24 protein-coding genes and 1 pseudogene are annotated in these 19,783 nt (G+C 66.9%); 19 read left to right on the forward strand and 6 right to left on the reverse strand.

Features of this window, described 5'->3' with window-relative positions:
- Nucleotides 1-106 precede the first annotated feature (106 nt).
- Nucleotides 107-1,102: an arsenic resistance protein gene (locus C5B97_RS02655; RefSeq protein ID WP_258067862.1), complete on the reverse strand. Its 996-nt coding sequence runs from the start codon at nt 1,100-1,102 to the stop codon at nt 107-109.
- 97 nt (nt 1,103-1,199) lie between these two features.
- On the opposite strand from C5B97_RS02655, the pseudogene C5B97_RS18155 reads away from it, so the two are divergent.
- From C5B97_RS18155 to C5B97_RS02675, 4 genes and pseudogenes are all read left to right on the forward strand, one after another.
- Nucleotides 1,200-1,289 (forward strand): annotated as a pseudogene (locus C5B97_RS18155) (MerR family DNA-binding transcriptional regulator); the annotation flags it as partial.
- Nucleotides 1,290-1,317: 28 nt separating this feature from the next.
- Nucleotides 1,318-1,650, forward strand: coding sequence for a helix-turn-helix transcriptional regulator (locus tag C5B97_RS18160; protein ID WP_258067864.1), 333 nt, complete (start codon nt 1,318-1,320; stop codon nt 1,648-1,650).
- 116 nt (nt 1,651-1,766) lie between these two features.
- Nucleotides 1,767-2,318 carry a TetR/AcrR family transcriptional regulator gene (locus C5B97_RS02670; RefSeq protein WP_146080702.1) on the forward strand — a complete coding sequence of 184 codons (552 nt, stop codon included), beginning with the start codon at nt 1,767-1,769 and terminating at the stop codon, nt 2,316-2,318.
- Complete coding sequence (locus tag C5B97_RS02675) at nt 2,315-2,875, forward strand: dihydrofolate reductase family protein (protein ID WP_104310623.1); 561 nt, start codon at nt 2,315-2,317, stop codon at nt 2,873-2,875. The genes C5B97_RS02670 and C5B97_RS02675 overlap by 4 nt, the downstream gene beginning before the upstream one ends.
- Before the next feature lie 59 nt (nt 2,876-2,934).
- Here C5B97_RS02675 and C5B97_RS02680 read toward each other — a convergent pair whose 3' ends face one another.
- Entirely contained in the window at nt 2,935-3,894 is a 960-nt protein-coding gene (locus tag C5B97_RS02680; RefSeq protein ID WP_104310624.1) for a GlxA family transcriptional regulator, read from the reverse strand.
- A gap of 124 nt (nt 3,895-4,018) precedes the next feature.
- Here C5B97_RS02680 and C5B97_RS02685 point away from each other — a divergent pair, with 124 nt between their 5' ends.
- The 3 genes from C5B97_RS02685 to C5B97_RS02695 all read left to right on the forward strand — a co-directional run bounded on the left by C5B97_RS02685 (nt 4,019) and on the right by C5B97_RS02695 (nt 6,237).
- Nucleotides 4,019-4,657 carry an isochorismatase family protein gene (locus C5B97_RS02685; protein WP_104310625.1) on the forward strand — a complete coding sequence of 213 codons (639 nt, stop codon included), beginning with the start codon at nt 4,019-4,021 and terminating at the stop codon, nt 4,655-4,657.
- Nucleotides 4,658-4,666: 9 nt separating this feature from the next.
- Nucleotides 4,667-5,512 (forward strand): HAD family hydrolase, encoded by an 846-nt coding sequence (locus C5B97_RS02690; protein ID WP_181026877.1) that lies wholly within the window; start codon nt 4,667-4,669, stop codon nt 5,510-5,512.
- A gap of 140 nt (nt 5,513-5,652) precedes the next feature.
- A complete protein-coding gene (locus C5B97_RS02695; protein ID WP_104310627.1) occupies nt 5,653-6,237 on the forward strand; it encodes a TetR/AcrR family transcriptional regulator in 585 nt (194 codons plus the stop codon).
- Nucleotides 6,238-6,264: 27 nt separating this feature from the next.
- Here the strand turns inward: C5B97_RS02695 and C5B97_RS02700 are convergent, their stop codons facing one another.
- Nucleotides 6,265-7,668, reverse strand: a complete 1,404-nt coding sequence (locus C5B97_RS02700; protein ID WP_181026878.1) for an APC family permease — start codon at nt 7,666-7,668, stop codon at nt 6,265-6,267.
- Between the two features lie 147 nt (nt 7,669-7,815).
- Between C5B97_RS02700 and C5B97_RS02705 the strand changes: the two genes are divergently transcribed.
- Entirely contained in the window at nt 7,816-9,498 is a 1,683-nt protein-coding gene (locus tag C5B97_RS02705; protein ID WP_181026879.1) for an amidohydrolase, read from the forward strand.
- A gap of 9 nt (nt 9,499-9,507) precedes the next feature.
- Here C5B97_RS02705 and C5B97_RS02710 read toward each other — a convergent pair whose 3' ends face one another.
- Nucleotides 9,508-10,422, reverse strand: a complete 915-nt coding sequence (locus C5B97_RS02710; RefSeq protein ID WP_104310630.1) for an SDR family NAD(P)-dependent oxidoreductase — start codon at nt 10,420-10,422, stop codon at nt 9,508-9,510.
- A gap of 107 nt (nt 10,423-10,529) precedes the next feature.
- Between C5B97_RS02710 and C5B97_RS02715 the strand changes: the two genes are divergently transcribed.
- Complete coding sequence (locus tag C5B97_RS02715) at nt 10,530-10,961, forward strand: MarR family winged helix-turn-helix transcriptional regulator (protein WP_104310631.1); 432 nt, start codon at nt 10,530-10,532, stop codon at nt 10,959-10,961.
- A gap of 47 nt (nt 10,962-11,008) precedes the next feature.
- On the opposite strand, the gene C5B97_RS02720 is transcribed toward C5B97_RS02715, so the two are convergent.
- The gene (locus C5B97_RS02720; RefSeq protein WP_104310632.1) at nt 11,009-11,926 is read right to left on the reverse strand and encodes a MerR family transcriptional regulator; all 918 of its coding nucleotides are present in this window, start codon (nt 11,924-11,926) and stop codon (nt 11,009-11,011) included.
- A gap of 162 nt (nt 11,927-12,088) precedes the next feature.
- Between C5B97_RS02720 and C5B97_RS02725 the strand changes: the two genes are divergently transcribed.
- From C5B97_RS02725 to C5B97_RS02765, 10 genes are all read left to right on the forward strand, one after another.
- Nucleotides 12,089-12,469, forward strand: a complete 381-nt coding sequence (locus tag C5B97_RS02725) for a GntR family transcriptional regulator (protein WP_104310633.1) — start codon at nt 12,089-12,091, stop codon at nt 12,467-12,469.
- Entirely contained in the window at nt 12,462-13,310 is an 849-nt protein-coding gene (locus C5B97_RS02730) for an ABC transporter ATP-binding protein (protein WP_181026880.1), read from the forward strand. Before C5B97_RS02725 ends, C5B97_RS02730 begins: the two co-directional genes overlap by 8 nt.
- Complete coding sequence (locus C5B97_RS02735) at nt 13,307-13,945, forward strand: ABC-2 transporter permease (RefSeq protein WP_104310635.1); 639 nt, start codon at nt 13,307-13,309, stop codon at nt 13,943-13,945. Before C5B97_RS02730 ends, C5B97_RS02735 begins: the two co-directional genes overlap by 4 nt.
- 61 nt (nt 13,946-14,006) lie before the next feature.
- Entirely contained in the window at nt 14,007-14,399 is a 393-nt protein-coding gene (locus C5B97_RS02740) for a PadR family transcriptional regulator (RefSeq protein ID WP_104310636.1), read from the forward strand.
- A complete protein-coding gene (locus C5B97_RS02745) occupies nt 14,396-14,953 on the forward strand; it encodes a hypothetical protein (RefSeq protein WP_104310637.1) in 558 nt (185 codons plus the stop codon). The genes C5B97_RS02740 and C5B97_RS02745 overlap by 4 nt, the downstream gene beginning before the upstream one ends.
- 9 nt (nt 14,954-14,962) lie before the next feature.
- Complete coding sequence (locus C5B97_RS02750; protein ID WP_104310638.1) at nt 14,963-15,514, forward strand: GNAT family N-acetyltransferase; 552 nt, start codon at nt 14,963-14,965, stop codon at nt 15,512-15,514.
- Nucleotides 15,515-15,686: 172 nt separating this feature from the next.
- Nucleotides 15,687-16,799 (forward strand): acyl-CoA desaturase, encoded by a 1,113-nt coding sequence (locus C5B97_RS02755; RefSeq protein ID WP_181026881.1) that lies wholly within the window; start codon nt 15,687-15,689, stop codon nt 16,797-16,799.
- A 189-nt stretch (nt 16,800-16,988) separates the two neighbouring features.
- The gene (locus C5B97_RS18165) at nt 16,989-17,114 is read left to right on the forward strand and encodes a hypothetical protein (protein ID WP_258067865.1); all 126 of its coding nucleotides are present in this window, start codon (nt 16,989-16,991) and stop codon (nt 17,112-17,114) included.
- A 121-nt stretch (nt 17,115-17,235) separates the two neighbouring features.
- Complete coding sequence (locus C5B97_RS02760) at nt 17,236-18,222, forward strand: 4-hydroxythreonine-4-phosphate dehydrogenase PdxA (protein WP_219819754.1); 987 nt, start codon at nt 17,236-17,238, stop codon at nt 18,220-18,222.
- Nucleotides 18,219-18,626 carry a nucleotide-binding domain containing protein gene (locus C5B97_RS02765; protein ID WP_104310640.1) on the forward strand — a complete coding sequence of 136 codons (408 nt, stop codon included), beginning with the start codon at nt 18,219-18,221 and terminating at the stop codon, nt 18,624-18,626. Before C5B97_RS02760 ends, C5B97_RS02765 begins: the two co-directional genes overlap by 4 nt.
- Here the strand turns inward: C5B97_RS02765 and C5B97_RS02770 are convergent.
- Nucleotides 18,602-19,753, reverse strand: coding sequence for an ROK family transcriptional regulator (locus C5B97_RS02770; protein WP_179557686.1), 1,152 nt, complete (start codon nt 19,751-19,753; stop codon nt 18,602-18,604). The two genes, C5B97_RS02765 and C5B97_RS02770, sit on opposite strands and share 25 nt — an antisense overlap.
- Nucleotides 19,754-19,783 lie beyond the last annotated feature (30 nt).

Below are 19,783 nucleotides of genomic sequence, written 5' to 3' on the forward strand. Positions count from 1 at the left end.
GCAGGGAACGCCGAGAGACGAAGCCAGGAGTCCGCGAAAACGTCGCATCGTAGAGAGCCACACCCCAGCATCCCAGGCCTGCGAGCCTGCTGCCTGAGCGCGTCGGTCAGCTGCCGAACGAGCCCAGCGGTGCCTGCTCCCCCACTCGTTCTCGCGTGATCCTGGGGAGGATGCGCACGAGGGCGACCATGCCCACGAGTTCGACGAGCGTCTGCGTCACGACGACCACCGGAGCCAGCGCGAGCGCTGGTGGCAGGGCGAGCGCGAGTGGCAGCACGACGAGGGAGTTGCGAGTGGCACCGCTGAACTCCAGAGCTCGGGTCGCGGGAACGTCGAGGCGGAAGACTCGTCCGACCAGGAGGCCGACGAACACCATGATCACGAGGAACGCGACGTAGATCGGCACGAGCATGAGCAGCTGCGGCCCGGCAGCACCAACCGCTCCGGCTTGGGATGCGACGACCGTGAAGAGGGTCGCCATCATGAGCGGCACCATCAGGTTCAACATGCCGCGTTCGATCACCCGACCGCTGAGGCGTCGTTTCGCGAGGAGCTGGACGAGTGCGGCGGCACTGAGTGGCACCACGATCAGCAGCAGGAAGGCGCGCACGAACGGGCCGACCTCCACCATGGCCACCCCATCCGGGCCGAGGAAGATCAGCAGGTAGATCGGCAGGAGCAGCATCTGCGCGAGCATCAGCAGCGGGGCGGCTGCCAGCAGACGGTCGGATGCGCCGCCCGCGAGGCCGGCGAACACGATCACGTAGTCGATGCACGGCGTGAGGAGCACCAGCAGCACCCCGAACAGCAAGGCCGGCTCATCCGCCACGAACCTCGAGAGTCCGTATGCGACGAGAGGCACGATCACGAAGTTCACGACTCCCACGGCCCCGAGGAAGCGACCATCGCGAAGTGACCTGCCGATGGCCTCGAACGGGACGCCCAGGAACGTCGCGAACAGCAGCAGCGCGAGCACCGGCTCAATCGCGAGGTCGAGGTGGTGCGCCCCGGGAGCGAGGAGGCCGAGCGCGCCGCCAGCTGCAATCGCCGCCAGGTACAAGGCGATCTGGTGGCGCTCCAGGACCGCGACGAGGCGCGTCACGAGACGGGGTTCGAGGTGAAGTTGATGGGCACGACCTGACGGTAGACGTTCGAGCCGCTCGAAGGTCAAGCCCGCTCCGCGCTCGTAAGCTCCCGGCATGCGTATCTCTGAGGTCAGCAGGCGGAGCGGGATCAGCGCGACCGCGTTGCGCTATTACGAGAGCATCGGCCTCGTCACACCCCACCGCTCCAGCAACGGTTCATTCGGGCGAGGCCGTGGTCGAGCCCCGGATCACGAAGCAGCTGATAGACCACTACGCCTCCGGAGGCTCGCATCTGCACCCAGAGAGCCCTGCGAGCCCCGTGGACGACGACCCGAGCTATCCGCTCGACCCGCTCAGCCCGCGCGAGCTCGAGATGTTCGCGTGCGTGGTCGCCGGGCTCTCCAACGGTGAGATCTGCGAGACGCTCCACTTCTCCCCCGCCACGGTGAAGACGCATGTGAACCGCATCTTCGCCAAGCTGCACGTCCGCGACCGAGTTCATGCGGTCATCCTCGGGCACGAGCTGAAAGGCGACGGTAGGGGCGGGGGCAGCACGGACAGCTAGCGAGAAACGATCGTCCCCCGGTGGTATCGCCGGGTTGGGCCTCGCGTGTCCCAGAGCGACGTGTGCCGATGCGGTGCGCACCCATCTCAGTTAAGAAACGCGTGTACACTAACTTCATGGCCCGCCCGCGTCGACTCGAAGATGAACAGCTGCTGGCTCGGATCGTTGAGGCTCTGGAGCAGCGCACCGACTTCAGTCCGTGGTCGCTTGCGGATGTTGCCCCGGCGGCCGGTATCGGCGCCTCGGGCTTGGTCAAGCGCTTCGGCTCGAAGGCGGGGCTCGTCCAGGCCCTCACACGGCGGTGGGTCGAGCTCATCCCACAGGGACCTCCGCCCGCCGGAGTGGACCCTGGCGACGCGCTCCGCGAGTACGTGGGGCGCGAATTCGGCGCTGGCTCGGCAGCAGGCGCCCTGTACGCCCTGTCGGAGATCATCGGGGAACTTCGAGACCCGATGCTCAGCGCGCTGCTGGCGGAGGGCTGGGAGAGACAAGCCACCCGACTCGCTGAACTCCTCGAGGCGATGGACCTTCCGCGCCTCGCCGACGCGCGGGCCGGAGGCGCGGTGCTGCTCGATGCCCTGCACGGGTCCCTGCTGCGCACCGCAGTGAACCGCGAACCGGTTTCTTCCCTGATGACCCTCGATCGATTTCTGGAGATGTGGAAATGAATTCTCGTACTTGGCGCGGCCGCGTCTTCATCGGCGTGAGCGCAGACGGCAAGATCGCGCGGGAGGACGGCACACTCGAGTGGCTGACCGACCCGTCGCCCCGACCGCACGCGGTTAGTGGGAACAGCGACCGCCCCGCACTCGTCTGGGAGACATTCTCCCCGACCATCGACACGATCGTCATGGGGCGTGCAACGTACGAGTCGGTGCTGGGCTTCGACGGGTGGCCGTTCGACGGGAAGCGGGTGATCGTGCTCACCTCGCGAGCAGCGGTCGAGGATGCGCGCGTGACGAGGGCCGAGTCCGTCGACGAGGCGACTCGACTCCTGGAGGAAGGCGGAGCGGCGGAGGTGTACATCGACGGTGGCCGCACCATCCAGTCGTTCCTTCGCGCAGGCCTCGTCGACGAGATCACCCTGTCGGTTGCTCCCATCATTCTCGGCTCTGGGCGATCACTCTTCGGTGCCATCGACGCCGACGTACTCCTCACGGTCCGGGGCAGTCATGCCACCGAAGATGGCCTCGTCCGAACCACGTACGACGTGACGACCCGGTGAGCTCAGCCGCTCGAGCCCGCACCGCCCATTCGTGGAACTGAGCAACCCTCACCGACCCGTCACACACCATCCCCCGCTCCCTCACCGAACCGCCTCCGGTAGCTCGAAGGGGTGCTCCCGAATGCGGCCGCGAAGTTCTGCCGCAGGGTGACGGGGCTCCCGAATCCGCAGGCCGCGGCGATCTGATCGACGGACAGCTCGCTGGTCTCGAGGAGGGTGCGCGCCTCGTCGAGGCGGCGCGAGCGCACCCACGCGGCCGGCGTCGACCCCGTCTCCTCGCGGAAGGCGCGCACGAAGGACCGCTCGCTGAGGTGCGCCGCTTCCGCGAGGCGCGCCACGCTGAGCTCCTCGGTGAGGTGCTCGAGCGCGAACGCGCAGGCCACCGCGATCGCTCCCCCACTCGAGTCGGCGGGCACGGGCCGCTCGATGTACTGCGCCTGCCCGCCCTCCCGATGAGGCGCGACGACCAGGTGGCGCGCGACGCGGTTCGCGACCGCCGACCCGAGCCGGGTGCGCACGATGTGGAGGCAGGCGTCGATACCGGATGCGGTGCCGGCCGAGGTCATGACGTCCCCATGGTCGAGGTACAGCGCGGACGGCTCCACCGAGATCTCCGGATGGCGCCGCGCGAGCTCCTCGGTGCTCTTCCAGTGCGTCACGGCGCTGCGCCCGGCCAGCAGGCCCGCATCCGCGAGCGCGTTCGCGCCAAGGCAGAGGCCCACGATCGGCACCGCTCTCGTGTGACGTTCTTGGAGCAGCTCCGCGAGCGCGGGGCTCGGCGCGACTCCATCCTGAATCCAGGAGGGCACCACGATGAGATCAGCGTCGCGAGCACTGTCGAGCCCCTCGATGCCACCGAGCGTGTAGCCCTCCGACGTCGTCACCGAGCCTGCATCCTCGGAGAAGAGGGACGTCTGCCACGGCGCCGCCCCACTGCGCGCGACCTCGTCGAACACCAGATGCGGCACCGAGAGGTGGAACATCGAGGCCCCATCGAAGGCGTAGACCGCGATCTTCATGCGTTCCCCTTTGCTTGGCGTGATCTCATCGTAAGCGTGCATTCCTGCCAGTGGCACCACGAGTCGCGGCGGCAGAACATGGAGGCACGGCGCGTGCCGTCACCAACGTCTGGAGCAGAAGATCATGACCTCCCCTCGCAGAGCCCTCGTCCTCGTCGACGTGCAGCAGCAGTACTTCTCGGACCCCCTCGAGATCCAGTTCCCACCGCTGGCCGAGTCCCTGCCCAACATCGCCGCCGCCATCGACGCGGTGGTCGATTCTGGAGTCCCGGTCGTGGCGGTCCAGCACACGGCCGGCGACCAGGCGCCCGTCTTCAACCCCACGACGCCTGAGTTCGCCCTGCACCCAGAGGTGGAGCAGCGTCGGCAGCCCGAGTGGAAGAGCGTCGTCAAGCAGTACGGCTCGGTGTTCGCCGACACGGACCTGCTCCCCTGGCTGCGAGAGCAGGACATCGACACGATCACCCTCGTCGGCTTCATGACCAACAACTGCATCATCGCCTCGGCGGTCGAAGCGGAGGCGCACGGGATCGCCGTCGAGGTGCTCTCGGATGCGACCGGCGCCATCAACATCGCGAACAGCGCCGGCTTCGCCCCGGCCAAGACGGTGCACACCACGCTCATGACTCTGCTGCAGTCGAACTTCGCGGCTGTCGCGACCACCCACGACTGGACGCAGGCAGTCGCCGACGGCCAGCCGCTCGCGAAGGACAACCTCCCTTCGTCGGCTATGTTCGGCGCAGAGCTCGCCGCGCGCGGGTAGATTTCGGTGGTGGATGCACCCAGGACGACCTCACGGCGGGCGGTGTTCCTCGACATCGACGGCACCCTGACGACGGACCTCGGCGAGGTGCCGGAGTCGGCGCACGCCGCCATCAAGGAGGCGCAGGCCAACGGGCATCTCGTGTTCCTCGCGACGGGGCGCAGCCCGCTGGAGATCGACCCGCGGGTCGAGGCGGTCGGCTTCGACGGCATGGTGGCGGGCGCCGGCGCGTACGTCCTCTACGAGGGGTCGTGGATCGTCGACAAGCATCTCAGCGAGGCGGAGGCGACCGCCCTCACGCGCGCCCTCGACGAGCTCGGCGTCGACTACAGCCTGCAGGGTCGGCACGCCATGCACACCACGGTCGGGCACCGGTCGCGGATGCGGCGCATCCTGACCCAGTTCGGGTTCACGGATCTGGAGGAGTCGGGGCTGAGGCATCACGTCATCGACTCCGGCCCACTGGAGCTCGACCGGACCGCGAAGGTCGTGTTCAGCAGCGACGACCAGTCGACGTTCGACCGGGTTCAGGCGCGGCTCGGCACCGAGTACGCGATCGTTGGCGGCACCATGCCCGGTCTCGGCACAGGCGGCGGCGAGATCTCCATGCTCGGGGTGCACAAGGCGGCGGCCATCGAGGCGCTGTTGCCATCACTGTGCCTCGGTATCGAGGATGCGATCGCCGTCGGCGACAGTGGCAACGACCTCGAGATGCTGCTCGCCTGCGGTGTCGGCGTGGCGATGGGGAACGCGACGCCCGCCGCCAAGGAAGCCGCGGACTTCGTCACCTCGTCCGTCGACGACAACGGCCTGCACGCCGCGTTCGTGCACCTCGGCCTCATCGAGGGCAGCTAGCCAGCAGAGGTTGTCCCCCTCCTCAGAATCGAGCACCTCCGTGAATCCGGTGGCCCCGCAAAAGGGACACCAAGGACTGAGCGCGTCCTGCTTCCCGGTGGCGATCTCGTACTGTGGTGGGAAGTGGAAGGAGGGGCCAGATGGGCCGACCGAGTCTTGTGCACGAGCGACGCCCGCAGATCGTTGAGGCCGCGAAGCGAGTCATCGGCAAGTACGGGGTCGAGGGGGCGACACAGGAGCGCATAGCTTCCGAAGCTCAGCTGAGCCGGGCACACATCCGTCACTATGTCGGCAACCGCGACGAGCTCATCCAACTCGTCTGGAACTCGACGATGGAACCGTACGCACAAGAGATGCACGAACGCGTGCAGGCCGCGCACACCGGTCTTGGCCTCGCAGGAGTGCTCGACTTCCTCTTCGGCACCGGCGTCGAAGCGAGTCCAGACGATGCCGTCTTCGACGCGTTCCTGGCTTGGTCCCAGCACGACGAACGCGTCAGGGAACGCCTGCTCGACAGCTACGAGACAGTTGTCACCGAAGTCGCAACCGCGATCAGGGCGACGTATCCGAAGATGGACGCCGCCGAGAGCGAGGCGCTTGGCTACGCCATGCTCTGCCTCACCATCGGGTCCTCAAGCATGAGCGTGCTCCAGTTCCCCGCCAAGCAGACCGGCCGACTTCGGGATGTGGCGGCGTCCATGATCCACGCGGCGGCGACTGCCTGAGAGCCACGACCACCACCGGACCGGGACTCAGCTGCGGTCGGCGCTCGGGACCTCGAGGCTGCGGGTACCCTCGTCATCGCCCACCTCATCCTCCGAGCGAATCTGCGCGGGCAGACGGCGGAAGCCCTTCGTCGTGAAGCCGAGGTAGATCACTCCGATGATCAGCCAGGTGATGCCGAGCATCTTCGCTGAGGAATCGATACTCACCCAGAGTGCGACATTGGTGGCGACGCCGATCAGCGGGAGGACGAGGTAGCGGATCACATCCGTCCCCGAACGCCGGCGCAGGCGAACGAAGTAGTGGTTGATCACGGCGATGTTGACCATGATGAAGCCGGTGATGGCTCCGAAGCTCGTGAGCGAGGTCGCGCCGAGAAGGTTGTCGGTAAAGAACACGGCACCCATGGCCGCGACTGAGACGAGCACGATGTTGTTGACTGGGGTCCCGAATCGCGGCGAGAGCTTGCCGAAGAACCGCTTCGGGAGCAGGCCGTCCCGGCCCATGCCGTAGAGCACGCGTGAGACGGCGGCGACAGCGGCGATCGCGCAGAGGATGCTCGCGGCCTGGTCAGCGACGAAGAACGTGATGTTCAGTGCCTCTCCCCCGATGCGCGGCAGGAGCTCGAAGATCCCTGTGTCTGGGTCCTCGAACTCAGCGTACCCGTTGGGCCACGCGATCTGCAGGAAGTAGGCGATCGTCGCGAAGCCCAACCCTGCACCGACGCACATGATCAGGATCGCGCGCGGGATCGTGACGGTCGGTTCGTGGGTTTCCTCCGCAAGCGTCGAGACAGCATCGAACCCGAGGAACGAGACGGCGAGGATCGACGCCGCCCACATGACGTTCCCGAAGTTGAACGTGGCCGCGTTGTAGAGGGCCTCGGGCACGAAGAGGCCGCCCGCACCGCCGCCCTGCAGGACGTAGTTCACGATCAGGCCGATGAGCACGACAGCGAAGATGATCTGGGCCGAGACGACGGCGATGTTGAGTCGGCCCGAGATCTTGGCTCCGAGAATGTTCATGACTGCACCGAACGCAGCGGCGAGCACGACCCAGATTGCCGTCGGGATCGCGGGAACGTACTCCTCCATGTAGATCCCGAACAGTAGGTAGCAGATCATCGGCAGCAGCATGTAGTCGAGCAGGAACACCCAGCCGGTCGCGAATCCGAGGTAGGGATGCACGCTCTTCTGCACGTAGGTGTAGGCGGAGCCTGCGACCGGGAAGGCCTTCACCATCTGCGCGTACGAGTACGCGGTGAAGAACATGACGACCAGCGTGACGAGGTACGCGAGGGCCATCATGCCGCCGCTGAGCTCGGTGGCGATGCCGTAGAAGTTGAAGATGGCCGTCGGGGCGAGGTAGGCAAGCCCGAACGCCAGGAGGTGACGCAGCTTGAGTGATCGAACGAACTGGGTGGCTTGACTCACGGGTGCTCCTCTGGGGTCTCCGTCGACTGCATTGTCGAGCGGAGTGGAGCACGAAGCGTGCCCCTGACGAATAGATTACCAACATTGCTAATTTATGCCAGACTGCATTTCCAAGTTGTTACGTCTCTACCCGCAAGGAGCGCTCACGTGGACCTGACCCTGACGAACGGCAGATTCTTCACCGCCAACGAGGCCGCTCCATGGGCGAGTGCAGTCGTCATCCGTGACGGCAGGATCGCGGAGGTACTGGATAAGGACACCCCGGCGCCACCAGCGGGCGCGCATCAGATCCACGACCTGGGCGGACGACTCGTGCTGCCCGGTCTGATCGATGCCCACACCCACCCCAGCGGCGTCGCGAAGAGCGCCTGGCACGTCTCCCTCCCGCAGACGGACGACGTGGATGCGATCCTCGCCTTCATCCGCAAACACGGCGAGCAGCACCCCAAGGAGGAGGCGCCGTACCTGTTCTTCGAGTACTACCCGAGCACGCTGTTCGCGGGAAGCGCCCCGACGAAGGAGCTCCTCGACTCGGCGATCAGCGACCGCCCCGTGCTCTGCCAGGACTTCAGCGACCACGCGCACTGGGTCAACTCGAAGATGCTCGAGCTGCTCGAGGTCGACGAGCACACGCCAGACCCCGTGCCTGGCCTCGAGATGTTCGTCCGTGACGCACAGGGCGTGCCGACGGGGCACATCCTCGAGTTCGCGCACCTCCGCTTCATCGACCGCCTGTACGACTCCATCGGGTGGCGCCCACCAGAGGAGCTGACCGCCGAGAGCCTGAAGCCGTTCTTCGACTTCATGACGCGGCACGGCGTCACGTCCCTCTTCGAGGCGCTCATCGAGGACGAGGATGTGCTCCCGGCGCTCCGCGAGCTCCACCGGCGCGGCGAACTGCACTCCAGGTACGAAGGCGCCGTTCGATTCCGCACCCTCGCCGACCTCCCCGACGCGATCGAACGAGCCCAGCGCCTCGACCGCGAGCACGGCACGGATCACATCCGCGTGCGCACGCTCAAGCTCTTCCTCGACGGCACGAACGAGAGCGGGAACAGCGCGGTCCTCGCTCCGCTGGTCCACAACGACTCTGGCAGCCTCGGCGAGATGCAGATCGAGACCGACGAGCTCGTCAGCTGCCTGCTGCTGGCGAACGAGGCGGAGATCGACGTGCACATCCACATGGTCGGCGACCGCGCCTTCCGGGCTGGATGCGATGCCGTCGACGCCGCCAAGAAGTCGCTATCTGAGGCAGGCGAGGCCTGGCGGACCCAGGTGACGTTCGCCCACTGCGAGCTCATCGACCCGGCCGACATGCACCGACCTGCCGAGCTGGGCATCATCGTGAACTGGACGAACCACTGGTCCGCTGGGTACTTCGGCGAAGAAGCCAAGAGCTACCTCGGGGAGGAGCGCTGGAATCGGATGTACGACTTCCGAGGCATCCTGCAGGCCGGAGCCTCGATGACCTTCGCGAGCGACGTGGTGACGAACTACGAACTCCATCGCGGCAACCCGTTCTTCGGCATGCAGGTGGCAGCGACCCGGGTCGACCCGGAACTGCCGCTCGACCCCGATCGCTACCCGGGGAGTGTCCGGCCCAGCAGCGATTCGCGCTTCGATGTCACGGCGCTCCTGCGCGGGCACACCATCGAGGCGGCGCGGCAGCTCCGGATCGATGACCGGGTCGGGTCTCTCGAGGTCGGGAAGGACGCGAACCTCGTTGTCCTCGACAGGGACCTCTTCGACGTGGAGCTCGATCAGCTCGGTCAGATGAGCCCGTCGGCGGTCCTGTTCGAAGGAGAGCTGGCCTTCGGTTCGCTCACCTAGGCACTCATCTCACTGCTCAGGGATGATCGAGGCCCCGAGACGCTCTTCGACCTGCGTCCAGACATGACGACCGAGCTCTGGACTGAGGCTCGTCGGCACCGGCGATGCGAGGATCGGTGTGCCGGTGGCTCCCGTGCGCGGTCCGAAGTAGGCCTCAGCTGGAAGCACGGGCGCAGTCATCGCCGCGATCGCTGGTTGCGCAGCCACGTCCTTGCCCTGCGCGACCTTCGAGAACACCGGACCCATGACCGTCGCGAGTGCGCGGACAACCGCGGGTCGCTGATGCAGCGGTGGCCGATCCGGCGTCAGCGCGTCGATGGCGGAGCCGGGGTGGCTGACGATCGATCTGACCGGCGAGCCGCCCCCGATGAGCCGCCTGTCGAGCTCGAACCCCAGGATCTCTGCCGCGTGCTTCGAGGCTGCGTAGGCGACTCGAGGGCGATAGGAGCCCGGAGTAAGCCAATCCTCCGCATCGAACGGGATCTTCCTCGTGAGGAAACTGCCCGTGCTGACGACCCGCGCCGCAGGTGCGCGCATGAGCGCAGGGAAGCTCAACCGCAGGAACTCAAGGTGGGCGAGGACGTTCACCCCGACAGTGGACTCCACCCCGAAGGGCCCTTCAACGTAGCTCGGGTGGGCGGCGATGACGCCGGCGTTCATCACGAGACCGTGCACGGGCTGGCCGGTGCCGACGCGCGATCCGGCCGCGCGAACGGATGCGAGGTCCGAGAGGTCGAGTTCGAGGTGACGGTGGCGGCCGGGCTCCGGGAAGAGCGCAATCGCGGTCTGCGCCCGTTCCGCGGACCGGGCTGCCACGATGATCTGCGCGCCGAGGCGTGCGAGCCCTTCAGCGATGAAGAATCCGATGCCGCTCGTCGCACCGGTGACAATGACCGACTGTCCTCCGAGTCGTGATGTGTTCACAGGTACGGCTCTCTGCTGAGGCGCGTTGGCGCGTTGATAATTCCTTCAAGTTCTGAAGTTACCGTAGCAGAAGCTTCAAGACTTGTAGCAAGTGCTAGCTTGTCCATATGGAAGACGAACGCGCGCAGAAGCTGTCTGCAGCCCTCTTCGCCGTATACGACGTCGTCGCGCGCACCAACGACGCCCTCGAACCAGCGCTCCGCGAGTTCGGGCTCACCGCAGGCACCGCTCATCTCCTCTGGGTGGTCGACCCCGACGCCCCCTCGCCGTCGATGCGCACGGCCGCCGAACGGACGCACTGCACCCCACAGAACGTGACCTTCATGTGCCACCAGCTCGAAGCCAAAGGCCTCGTCACTCGAAAACCGTCCCCCACCGATCTTCGACAGCGTGTCATCGAACTCACCCCACAGGGGCTCGCAGCCCGCGAAGCGATCGTCGGGCTCGCCTCGACCCGCTCACCGCTCGCCGCCGTCGATGAGGCCGACCTCACGAGGATCACCGAGCTCCTCAGAAGCGCACCTTCGCGCTCGGCCTGACTCGCCCGCACGGAAAGGCATGAGCATGCCCCTCGGACTCGTGCCGATCAGTAGAGCTCGAGAGCCAGCTCCTGCGCCAGCTCCATGCTCCGCCAGCGTGCAGGGGAGAAGTCGTACGGCATCATCTGCACGGCCTCGACGAGGCTTGTCCCGCGCGCTGCACCGGCATCTTCGGCGGTGCCCTCGGCGCCCTCGTCGTCATCGGCAGGAGCAGGATGCGACTCTTCCCAGGCGTCGAACCGGTCGTTGTCAGCCTGCGCCAGGCCGGAGGTCTCGATGACCTCGTTGAGCTTGGCCTCGAAAGCGGCCCGTTCGGCGGCCACCTCCGCCACGCGAGGGTCGTCGACGGCGACCGTGTTGTCGAGCGCCTCTTCGGCGGCGTCGACCCGGTCACACTCGCGCCGAAGGCCCGGGTGAGTGGCGAGGGCGATGAATCGCGACGCCTGGACGGATGCGCCGAGCACGCCGAAGATCCGCTCCGTCACGAGCAGGGAGTCCAGGTCGTCCTGCCGCAGGGCACCCTCGGGAAGGCCCGCGAGGCGGTCACTCACGACATCGGAGAGCAGACCCAACCTGCTGCCCTGCGCACGCATACGCTGCACGGCGATCCGCTGCTGCTCGAGTTCCACCTGCCGGACGACGAGAGACTCCTCCAGTCGCTCAAGGATGCGCGCGACGTCGCCACCCTCCTCGCCACTGCCACTGTCGGCGGAGTCGGAGTCGCCCGCGTCAGCGAAGGCGTCGCGGATATCGTCGAGGGCGATGCCAGCGTCGGCCATCCGGCGGATCCAGAGCAGCTGGATCATCTCGTCGTAGCCGTAACGACGCCGGTCGTCGCTCCCTCGCTCGGGCTCCGGAAGCAGGCCGATCTGGTGGTAGTGACGAATCGCGCGCGGCGTGGTGCCGACGAACTTGGCGGCACCCCCGATCGTGACCTGGCGCGGCGGGATGAACGACGAGAACATGTGCGGCCTTCCTCTGGGTGGGCGGGATTGCATCCACTGCACCACATGACGCTACGGAAGCTGCAAGTCCGCGCTCGAGGTGACGGACCATCGTGCCGCGGACGACGGGTCTAGAATGAGAACTGTTCTGGTGTTATGGTGTTTATGTACAGTGGAGTTCGCATGCGGAAAGTACTGATCTCGACAAGCGCCTCGGCGCCCATCTACGAGCAGATCAAGACGCAGGTACGGTCGGCGATCCTGTCCGGAGACGTGGCGGCGGGCGAGACGTTGCCGTCACTGCGCCAGCTTGCTGCAGATCTCCGAGTGAGTGTCATCACGGTGACACGCGCCTACAACGACCTCGTCCACGAGGGCCTGGTCCGCAACGAGCACGGCCGCGGATTCGTCGTGCTGGAGGTCGACCCCACGATCGCCTCCGGAGCCCTGGAGCAGCGAGTCGCCGCCGCACTGCAGGAGCTGCTCATCGCAGCCCGAAGCGCCCACATCGACATCGACGAAATGCACCGACGCCTCGATGAGGCTTGGAGGAACAATGACTGACGACGCAGCGCAGATCACGGACCTGCGCATCACCCGCCCCGACTTCACGGTCGAGGACATCTCATTCACCATTCCACGCGGTTCCGTGGTCGGACTCGTCGGCCCGAACGGCGCCGGGAAGACCACGATCATCCGCTCGCTGCTCGGCCTGATCACCCCCGATGCGGGACGCATCGAGGTGCTCGGCGGCCCCGCCGGCGCGAGCGCAGCCCTCGCGAAGACGGGCATCGTGCTGGACCGACCGACGGCCGCCGAAGACTGGCACGTGACCTCGCTCGGCCGCAGGCTCGCGCCGTTCTACCCGAGGTGGGACCACACCCGCTTCGCGCAGCTGCTCGAGCAGTTCGCCATCCCACAGAAGCGACGAGTCGGTGAGCTCTCGCGAGGCCAGGGCGTGAAGCTCGCACTCTCGTGCGCACTGGCCCAGCGACCCGAACTCCTCATCCTCGACGAGCCCTCGAGCGGCCTCGACCCGGCATCACGGCGAGAGATCACCGACGTGATCCGCGAGTTCATGGTCGACCCGCAGCACGCAGTGCTGTTCTCGACGCACATCACGACCGACCTCGACGAGCTCGCCGACGACCTCATCGTGCTCGTGGGCGGGCGCATCGCGCACCGCGGCCCACTCCCCGACGTCAAGGAGAGCTTCGCCATCGCGCGCGGCACGGGAACGGTACCCGCGAGCGCCCTCGGCCCCCAGCACACCGGCCAGGGATGGTCCGCGCTCATCCGCGTGGACGACTCCCCGCTGTACGGACCTGAGGTCGTGATCGACGAGGCGACCATCGACGACATCATCATCCACCTGAACGCCGCGCACGAGGAGGCAACAGCATGACGCTCGCATTCACTCGCTTCGACCTGATGTCGTGGGCCGTCAAGAAGCAGACGCTCCTGCTGCTCGCGTTCATCGCCCTCGTCGGCATCGTGCTCCCGGTACCGGGAATGGCGATCGCCGCATCCGCGCTCGTCACCTCACTCATCCTGTCCGCCCCATTCCTGGGCGATGAACGCGATCGACTCGACACGCTCTACGGAGTGCTCCCGATCTCGCGGAGCTCAGTCGTCGTCGGCCGCGCGGTCGCAGTGCTCCTGTACGGCCTCGCCGCCGTCGCCGTCGCGACCGTCGTGACCTTCGTCATGGCGTTGGTGCGCAACCGCGAGCTCGCGCCAGAGCTCCTCATCGTGAGCTACGCGGCGGCGTTCGCGATCGTCGGCCTGGCGGTCGGCGTGCAGCTCCCCGTGCTCTTCCGCGTCGGCTACACCCGCGGACGCTTCATGGTCTACGCGCCGGTGATCGTCATCGCGGGTGGAGCCTGGGTGGGCCAGGCCGCCGGCATCCTCGGCGACCAGACGTTCTCCGCACTGCCCCTCGAGGGTGTCGTCGCCGCGTGCGCCGCCATCGGCGTCATCGGCATCACCGTCGGCACGGGCCTCGCTGTGCGGTTCTACCGAGCGCGCGAACTGCGCTGACCCGGCCCGCCCCACACGCCATGCATTGCAATACCTTGCATTGCAAAGTAAAGTGCAATGCATGACAACCTCAGTCGGTGCGCAACTTCGCAAGGGTGTCGTCGAGTACTGCGTCCTCGGACTCCTCCAACAGGGGCCCATGTACGGGTGGCTGATCTCAGAACGACTGGTCTCCCTCGGGCTCATCGGCAGCATCGGAACGCTCTACCCGTTGATGACTCGCCTGCGCGAGCGCGGGCTGATCGCCGCGCACGCCGACGACTCCGACTCGGCGCGCCCACGGAAGTACTACGCACTCACCAGCCAAGGGCATGCCGAGCTGGAGCAGTTCCGATCCCAGTGGGCACCGTTCGCCTCCGCCGTGGAGGAAGTCACCCAACCACGCACGACCACGACCACGACCACGACCGACAGCATCGGCTCGCGCGATCAGACGGAAGCAGGAGACCAATGAAGCCTTTCGAATCGCAGAACGAAGTCGCAGGCAGCTATCTGAAGGAACTCCAGACCGCGCTCCGCGACGGGGCACCCCAGGTCAGGGACGAAGTGCTCAACGACATCGCGGACACGCTCCGCGGACTCGACGTCGACGAGACCCGAGTTCGCATCCGGGAGCTCGGGGCGCCAGGCACGATCGCCGCCGACGCCATGGCGGAGACGGCGTCGCTCGAAGACACCGGGCCGAGCCGCGCGTACCCGATCATCACGTCCGTCGCCCTCATTGTCGGCTGGTACCTGGTGCCGGTCCTCGGCTGGGTGGCCGGCCTCATCATGGTCGGCGCGAGCCAGCACTGGTCGTCGCGCGTGCGCAGGAACGGCATCCTCGCGTCCGTGGCCGTCATCGTCGTCTCGACGATCGGGCTTTTCGCGTTCCGAGGGACAGACGCGTGGCTCGCCGGCGTCATCATCTTCAGCGTGCTGCCGTTCCTCGGCAACATCTTCGTCGCCGACTACCTCCGCCGCCGGTGGGCGCTGCCCGGCCAGGACCTGGTGTCGACCGCGCGATAGCCTGCCCGCATGAGAGGCAGCACGCTCCGATGGGCGACCGAAGCGGATGCGCGCGGTGTCGCGGTCGTGCATGTCGACTCGTGGCGGGCCGCGTACGTGGGCCTCATCCCCGCGGAGGTGCTGGCTGGCCTGAGCGTCGAGCAACGCTCAGAAGGCTGGAAGCGCTGGATCGCCGCATCGTCGCGCGGGGAGACCACGGACCTCGGCGCCGCGCGGCCGCACCGACTGCTCGTCGCCGAGGAAGGTGAGCGCATCGTCGGCTGGGTCGCGTTCGGACCCGGGAGAGACGCCGGTGAGGGTCACCGCGGTGAGCTCGGCGGCTTGTACGTGCATCCGGACCATTGGTCGACGGGGGTCGGCGCATCGCTCATCGGTCACGCCGAGACGGAACTCCGCACGGCCGGGCACACGGACGCCTACGCGTGGGTGCTGTCGGGCAACCAGCGCGCGATCAGCTTCTACGAGCGTCACGGCTGGCTCGCGGACGGCGCCAGCAAGATCGCAGACGAGGGCAGCGCACGCGCACTCGTCGAGCTGCGACACACGAAGCTCCTGCCGTAGGGCGCGCCTCGAACCGCGGCCCGCGCGCTCTCGCCGGAGGCCCAGGCCGTCACCGGCCGAGCCCGCGCCGTTTAGCTCCGCCACCGCCGTTCAACTAAGATCCTTGCTCGGAATTGCAAGCCCTGCCACGGGGTCGCCTGACGCCTCGTGCCGACCGAGCAAGGAGCCGGCCGTGCAGTCGCCCGAATCGAAACTCACCCCGAGCAGCTACGGCGCGGTCCGCCGGACGAGCAAGGGAGACAAGCCTCCTCGGGTCACGCAGAGCTATAGCACCGTGTCGAAGGCGATCCGCCAGCAGGGGCTCCTCGATCGCACGCTCGGGTTCTACGGTGCGCTCGCCGCGGGTCTCCTCGTCGCGCTCGCCGCCGCGATCGCCGGGTTCGTCCTGCTCGGTGACAGCTGGTTCCAGCTGCTCATCGCGGCGGAACTCGGGGTCATCTTCACCCAGTTCGCGTTCCTCGCGCACGAAGCATCCCACCGTCAGGTCCTGACCTCCGGCAGGGCGAACGACCGTCTCGGCCGGTTTCTTGCGGCCGGCATCGTCGGCATGAGCTACAGCTGGTGGATGACGAAGCACACGCGTCACCACGCCAACCCCAACAAGAAGGGGAAGGATCCGGACATCGACTTCGACACGATCTCGTTCACGGAGGAGTCGGCTCGCGAGCAGCGTGGCCTGCTGGCGGTGATCACTCGCAAGCAGGGGTACCTGTTCTTCCCGCTGCTGACGTTCGAGGGGTACAACCTCCACTATCGGTCGATCAGGTCGCTGTTCGCGCGCGAGAAGATCACCGGCCGGTGGGTGGAGTTGACGATGATCGCGGTCCGTTTCGCGATCTACCTCGGCGCGATCTTCTGGATGCTCCCGCTCAGTTTGGCGGTCGCGTTCATCGCGGTGCAGATGGCGGTCTTCGGCGTCTACATGGGGGCGTCGTTCGCCCCCAACCACAAGGGCATGCCGCTCATCCCCGCCGACGTGAAGCTCGACTTCTTCAGCAGGCAGGTGCTCACCTCGCGCAACATCCGAGGCGGCTGGTGGGCCAGCGCGCTCATGGGCGGGCTCAACTACCAGATCGAGCACCACCTCTTCCCCAGCATGCCCAGACCGCACCTTGCGCGCGCCCGCGAGATCATCCGCGACTACTGCGAAGCGCAGGACGTGCCGTACACCGAGACCTCGCTGCTGGAGTCGTACCGCATCGTGATCGAGTACCTCAACCGAGTCGGGCTGCAGGCTCGCGACCCGTTCGACTGCCCCGTCGCTGGCGACTTCCGGCGGCGGTAGGCGGAGGTAGGCGGAGGGGTTTACTCTCGAACCCCCAAGGACGCCGAGCGCCGACGCGACCCGACGGCCATCCAGACCACGAAGCCGACGAACAAGCATCCGTCGCATCCACGAAGCCGGGACGAACTGGTCTGCATAGTGCTGCGGCGAACCGAATGAGTCACGCGGACCCTCCGCAGACTCCGCGAGGTGGCTCCTGACCTCACGGACGATGCGCTCGATGGTGCCGTTCGGGACGTCACGCAGCTCGAGCTCTACATTCAGCTCAGCACCGTAGTCGTCGTGCTCCGTGCGGTTCATGGTGCCTCTCTCTGACGAGACTTGAACCCCATCCGCGAATCGGAAGGGTGGGTTCCACGAGGCCCCCACATCTCCCGTCCCACCAAACCTGACTAGTATAGTTTCCACGACGGAATACATACCGAAAGGTGGATCAATGACGATGACAACCCCCACCCCACGCAAGCGCATCGCGGTCACAGCTGGAGACCCCGCCGGAGTTGGCCCCGAGCTGCTCGCCCGCGCGATTGCACGACGAGCCAGCGGCGAGGGTGACAACCTAATTGTTTTCGCAGCGGAAGATGAACTTCGTCGCGGCTTCAAGCAAGCCGACCTCCGCGACTCGATGGACGAGCTCCTGGCAGCCGATGGCGTGGAGGTCCGTCCGCTCACCGACTTCCCGTCGACTCCCGTCGGCGAGGTGCATGGCGACTCCGGCCGCTGGGCCCTGACCGCACTCCGTGCTGCTCTCGACGCAATCGAGTCCCAGGACGCCGATGCCCTCGTCTTCGGTCCACTCAACAAGGCCTCCCTCCACGCCTCCGGCATGCAGGAGTACGACGAGATGCGCTGGTTCGAGGGTCAGTTGCAGGCTGAGAGCGAGGTCTCCGAGCTGAATGCCTCCGCAGGGTTGTGGACATCTCGGGTGACCTCACACGTGCCGCTGCGCGCGGTCGCGGACCTGATCACCGAAGAACGAATCATCGCAGTCACCCGCCTGCTCTCCGAGCAGATGAGCGCTGCGGGCTTCACGAACCCAAAGCTCGCCGTCTGCGCGTTAAATCCGCACGGCGGTGAGAACGGGAGCTTCGGCACCGAGGAGATCGACATCATCGCGCCCGCCGTGAAAGCGGCCGCGGCACAGGGCCTGAACGTCGAAGGTCCATTCCCTGCGGACACCCTCTTTGTGACGGCGAAGCGACGGGGCTACCAGGGCATCGTGACGATGTTCCACGACCAAGGCCAGCTGGCGCTCAAAGCGATGGGGTTCGCGGGAGGTGTGACGGTGGAAGCAGGGCTCGGCATCGCGATCGCCACCCCTGCACACGGCACGGCGTTCGACATCGTGGGCACGGGGCAGGCTGACACCGCCTCGATGTTCAACGCCCTCGACATCGCCGGCCGCCTGACCGACGCCTCGTGACGCGGCCGACGGTCGTCATCCTGGACGACGACCCCACGGGCACCCAGGCCGTCGCGACCGCCAGCGGCCGCGCCGTGCGCACGTTTAGCGACCCCGACCGCAGCCTCGCGTTCGCGCGCCGCGTGTCAGACGCCCTGGTGGCGGTAACCCGGCGCACGACACAGCAATTCACCGTTACCTTCGTGGTGGCGAAGGGCGGCATCACCTCGAGCGACATCGCCACACGAGCGCTGCACCTCGAGCGGGCGATCATTCGCGGTCGCGTCGGCGCCGGCATCGTGTGGCAACCCGTCGGCGAGAATGCCCGTGCGCCCTTCGCGCTCGTGCCGGGAAACATCGGAGACGACGATGGCCTCGTGGAGGCCGTGCGGGGAATCTCTTACCAGCGGTCGTCCGCGGAGTAGCGCTCGATCATCTCCCAGATCGCGACGGATGCGGCGCCGCGCGCCCAATCGCTCATAGTGGTTGGCACGATCTCCGTGTCGAGTTCCGTGCTCCACGATGGCCGCGACTCGGCTATGGCCTCGTGCATCGCCGCCGCTCCGACCTTGGCGATCGCGATGCCCTCGCCAGAGAGGATGAAGCGCGTGACGTACGACATCGTGGCGATGCTGGCGATGAACCGGCCGAGGTAGGAAGCCGCCTCCGTCACTACGAGGAGCGCTCCCTGATCACCGGCTTGCGCCAGCTCGATGGCCTCGTCGAAGGAGAGCAGTCGCCCGCACGCCGCGGAGGCGGCGATGGCGACGTTGGTCGAAGCCAGGTACGCGAGCGCGCTTCCTCGCGGGCCCTCCGGAACCGTCGGTCCCGACGGATTCAGGATCAGCATGCTGGGTGACGGCGATGCCGCGTCGAGCTGCCTGACGACGTCACCATTGATGACGAGCCCGCATCCCACCCCCACGCCCACAGTGACCAGCGCGAAGCGCTCACTGTCGCGATCGGACGAGAAGAGATGCTGGGCGACGGTCAGAGCGGTCACGTCGTTTTCGACGATCACCGGGAGTCCAGATTCTCCGGAGAGCCGCTGCCCCAGCGGCACGCTGCGCCAGCCGAGACTGCGCGAGAGCACCACGCTCGAGTGGTCGTCGGTGTGGCCGCCGAGCGAGACGCCGACGCTGTGCACCGGCTCCCCCTGGGCCAGACGAGCGATCACGGCGGCCGCGACGCGGATGACGTCGTCCGGGGTCGACGAGGGCAGGGGTTGATCCACTCGAGCAAGGATGGACGCCCGGGCGTCCGTCAGCACGCCGTGGACAGCGTCGACCGCCACCTTCACGCCGATGAACCGCAACGTCGGGGACACATCGAGTGGGCGCACGAGGCGGCCATGCACTGGATCGGCAACGGCGTCAGCCTCGACGAGGAGGCCCTGCTCGATGAGTGGCCTTGCCAGGCGGGTCATGCTCGCCGGCGAGAGCCCAAGGCGGCGAGCCACGTCGCTCCTGGAGATCGGCCCATGCAGGACAACCGCGCGGGCAACGGCCCGCGCCGTGTCGATGGTCTGCGTCCCGGTCTCAATGATCGCCATGACGTTCATCGTACCGCTCCACCATTCCAA

This window comes from Pseudoclavibacter sp. RFBB5 (assembly GCF_002931555.1).
Classification (GTDB): Bacteria; Actinomycetota; Actinomycetes; order Actinomycetales; family Microbacteriaceae; genus Pseudoclavibacter.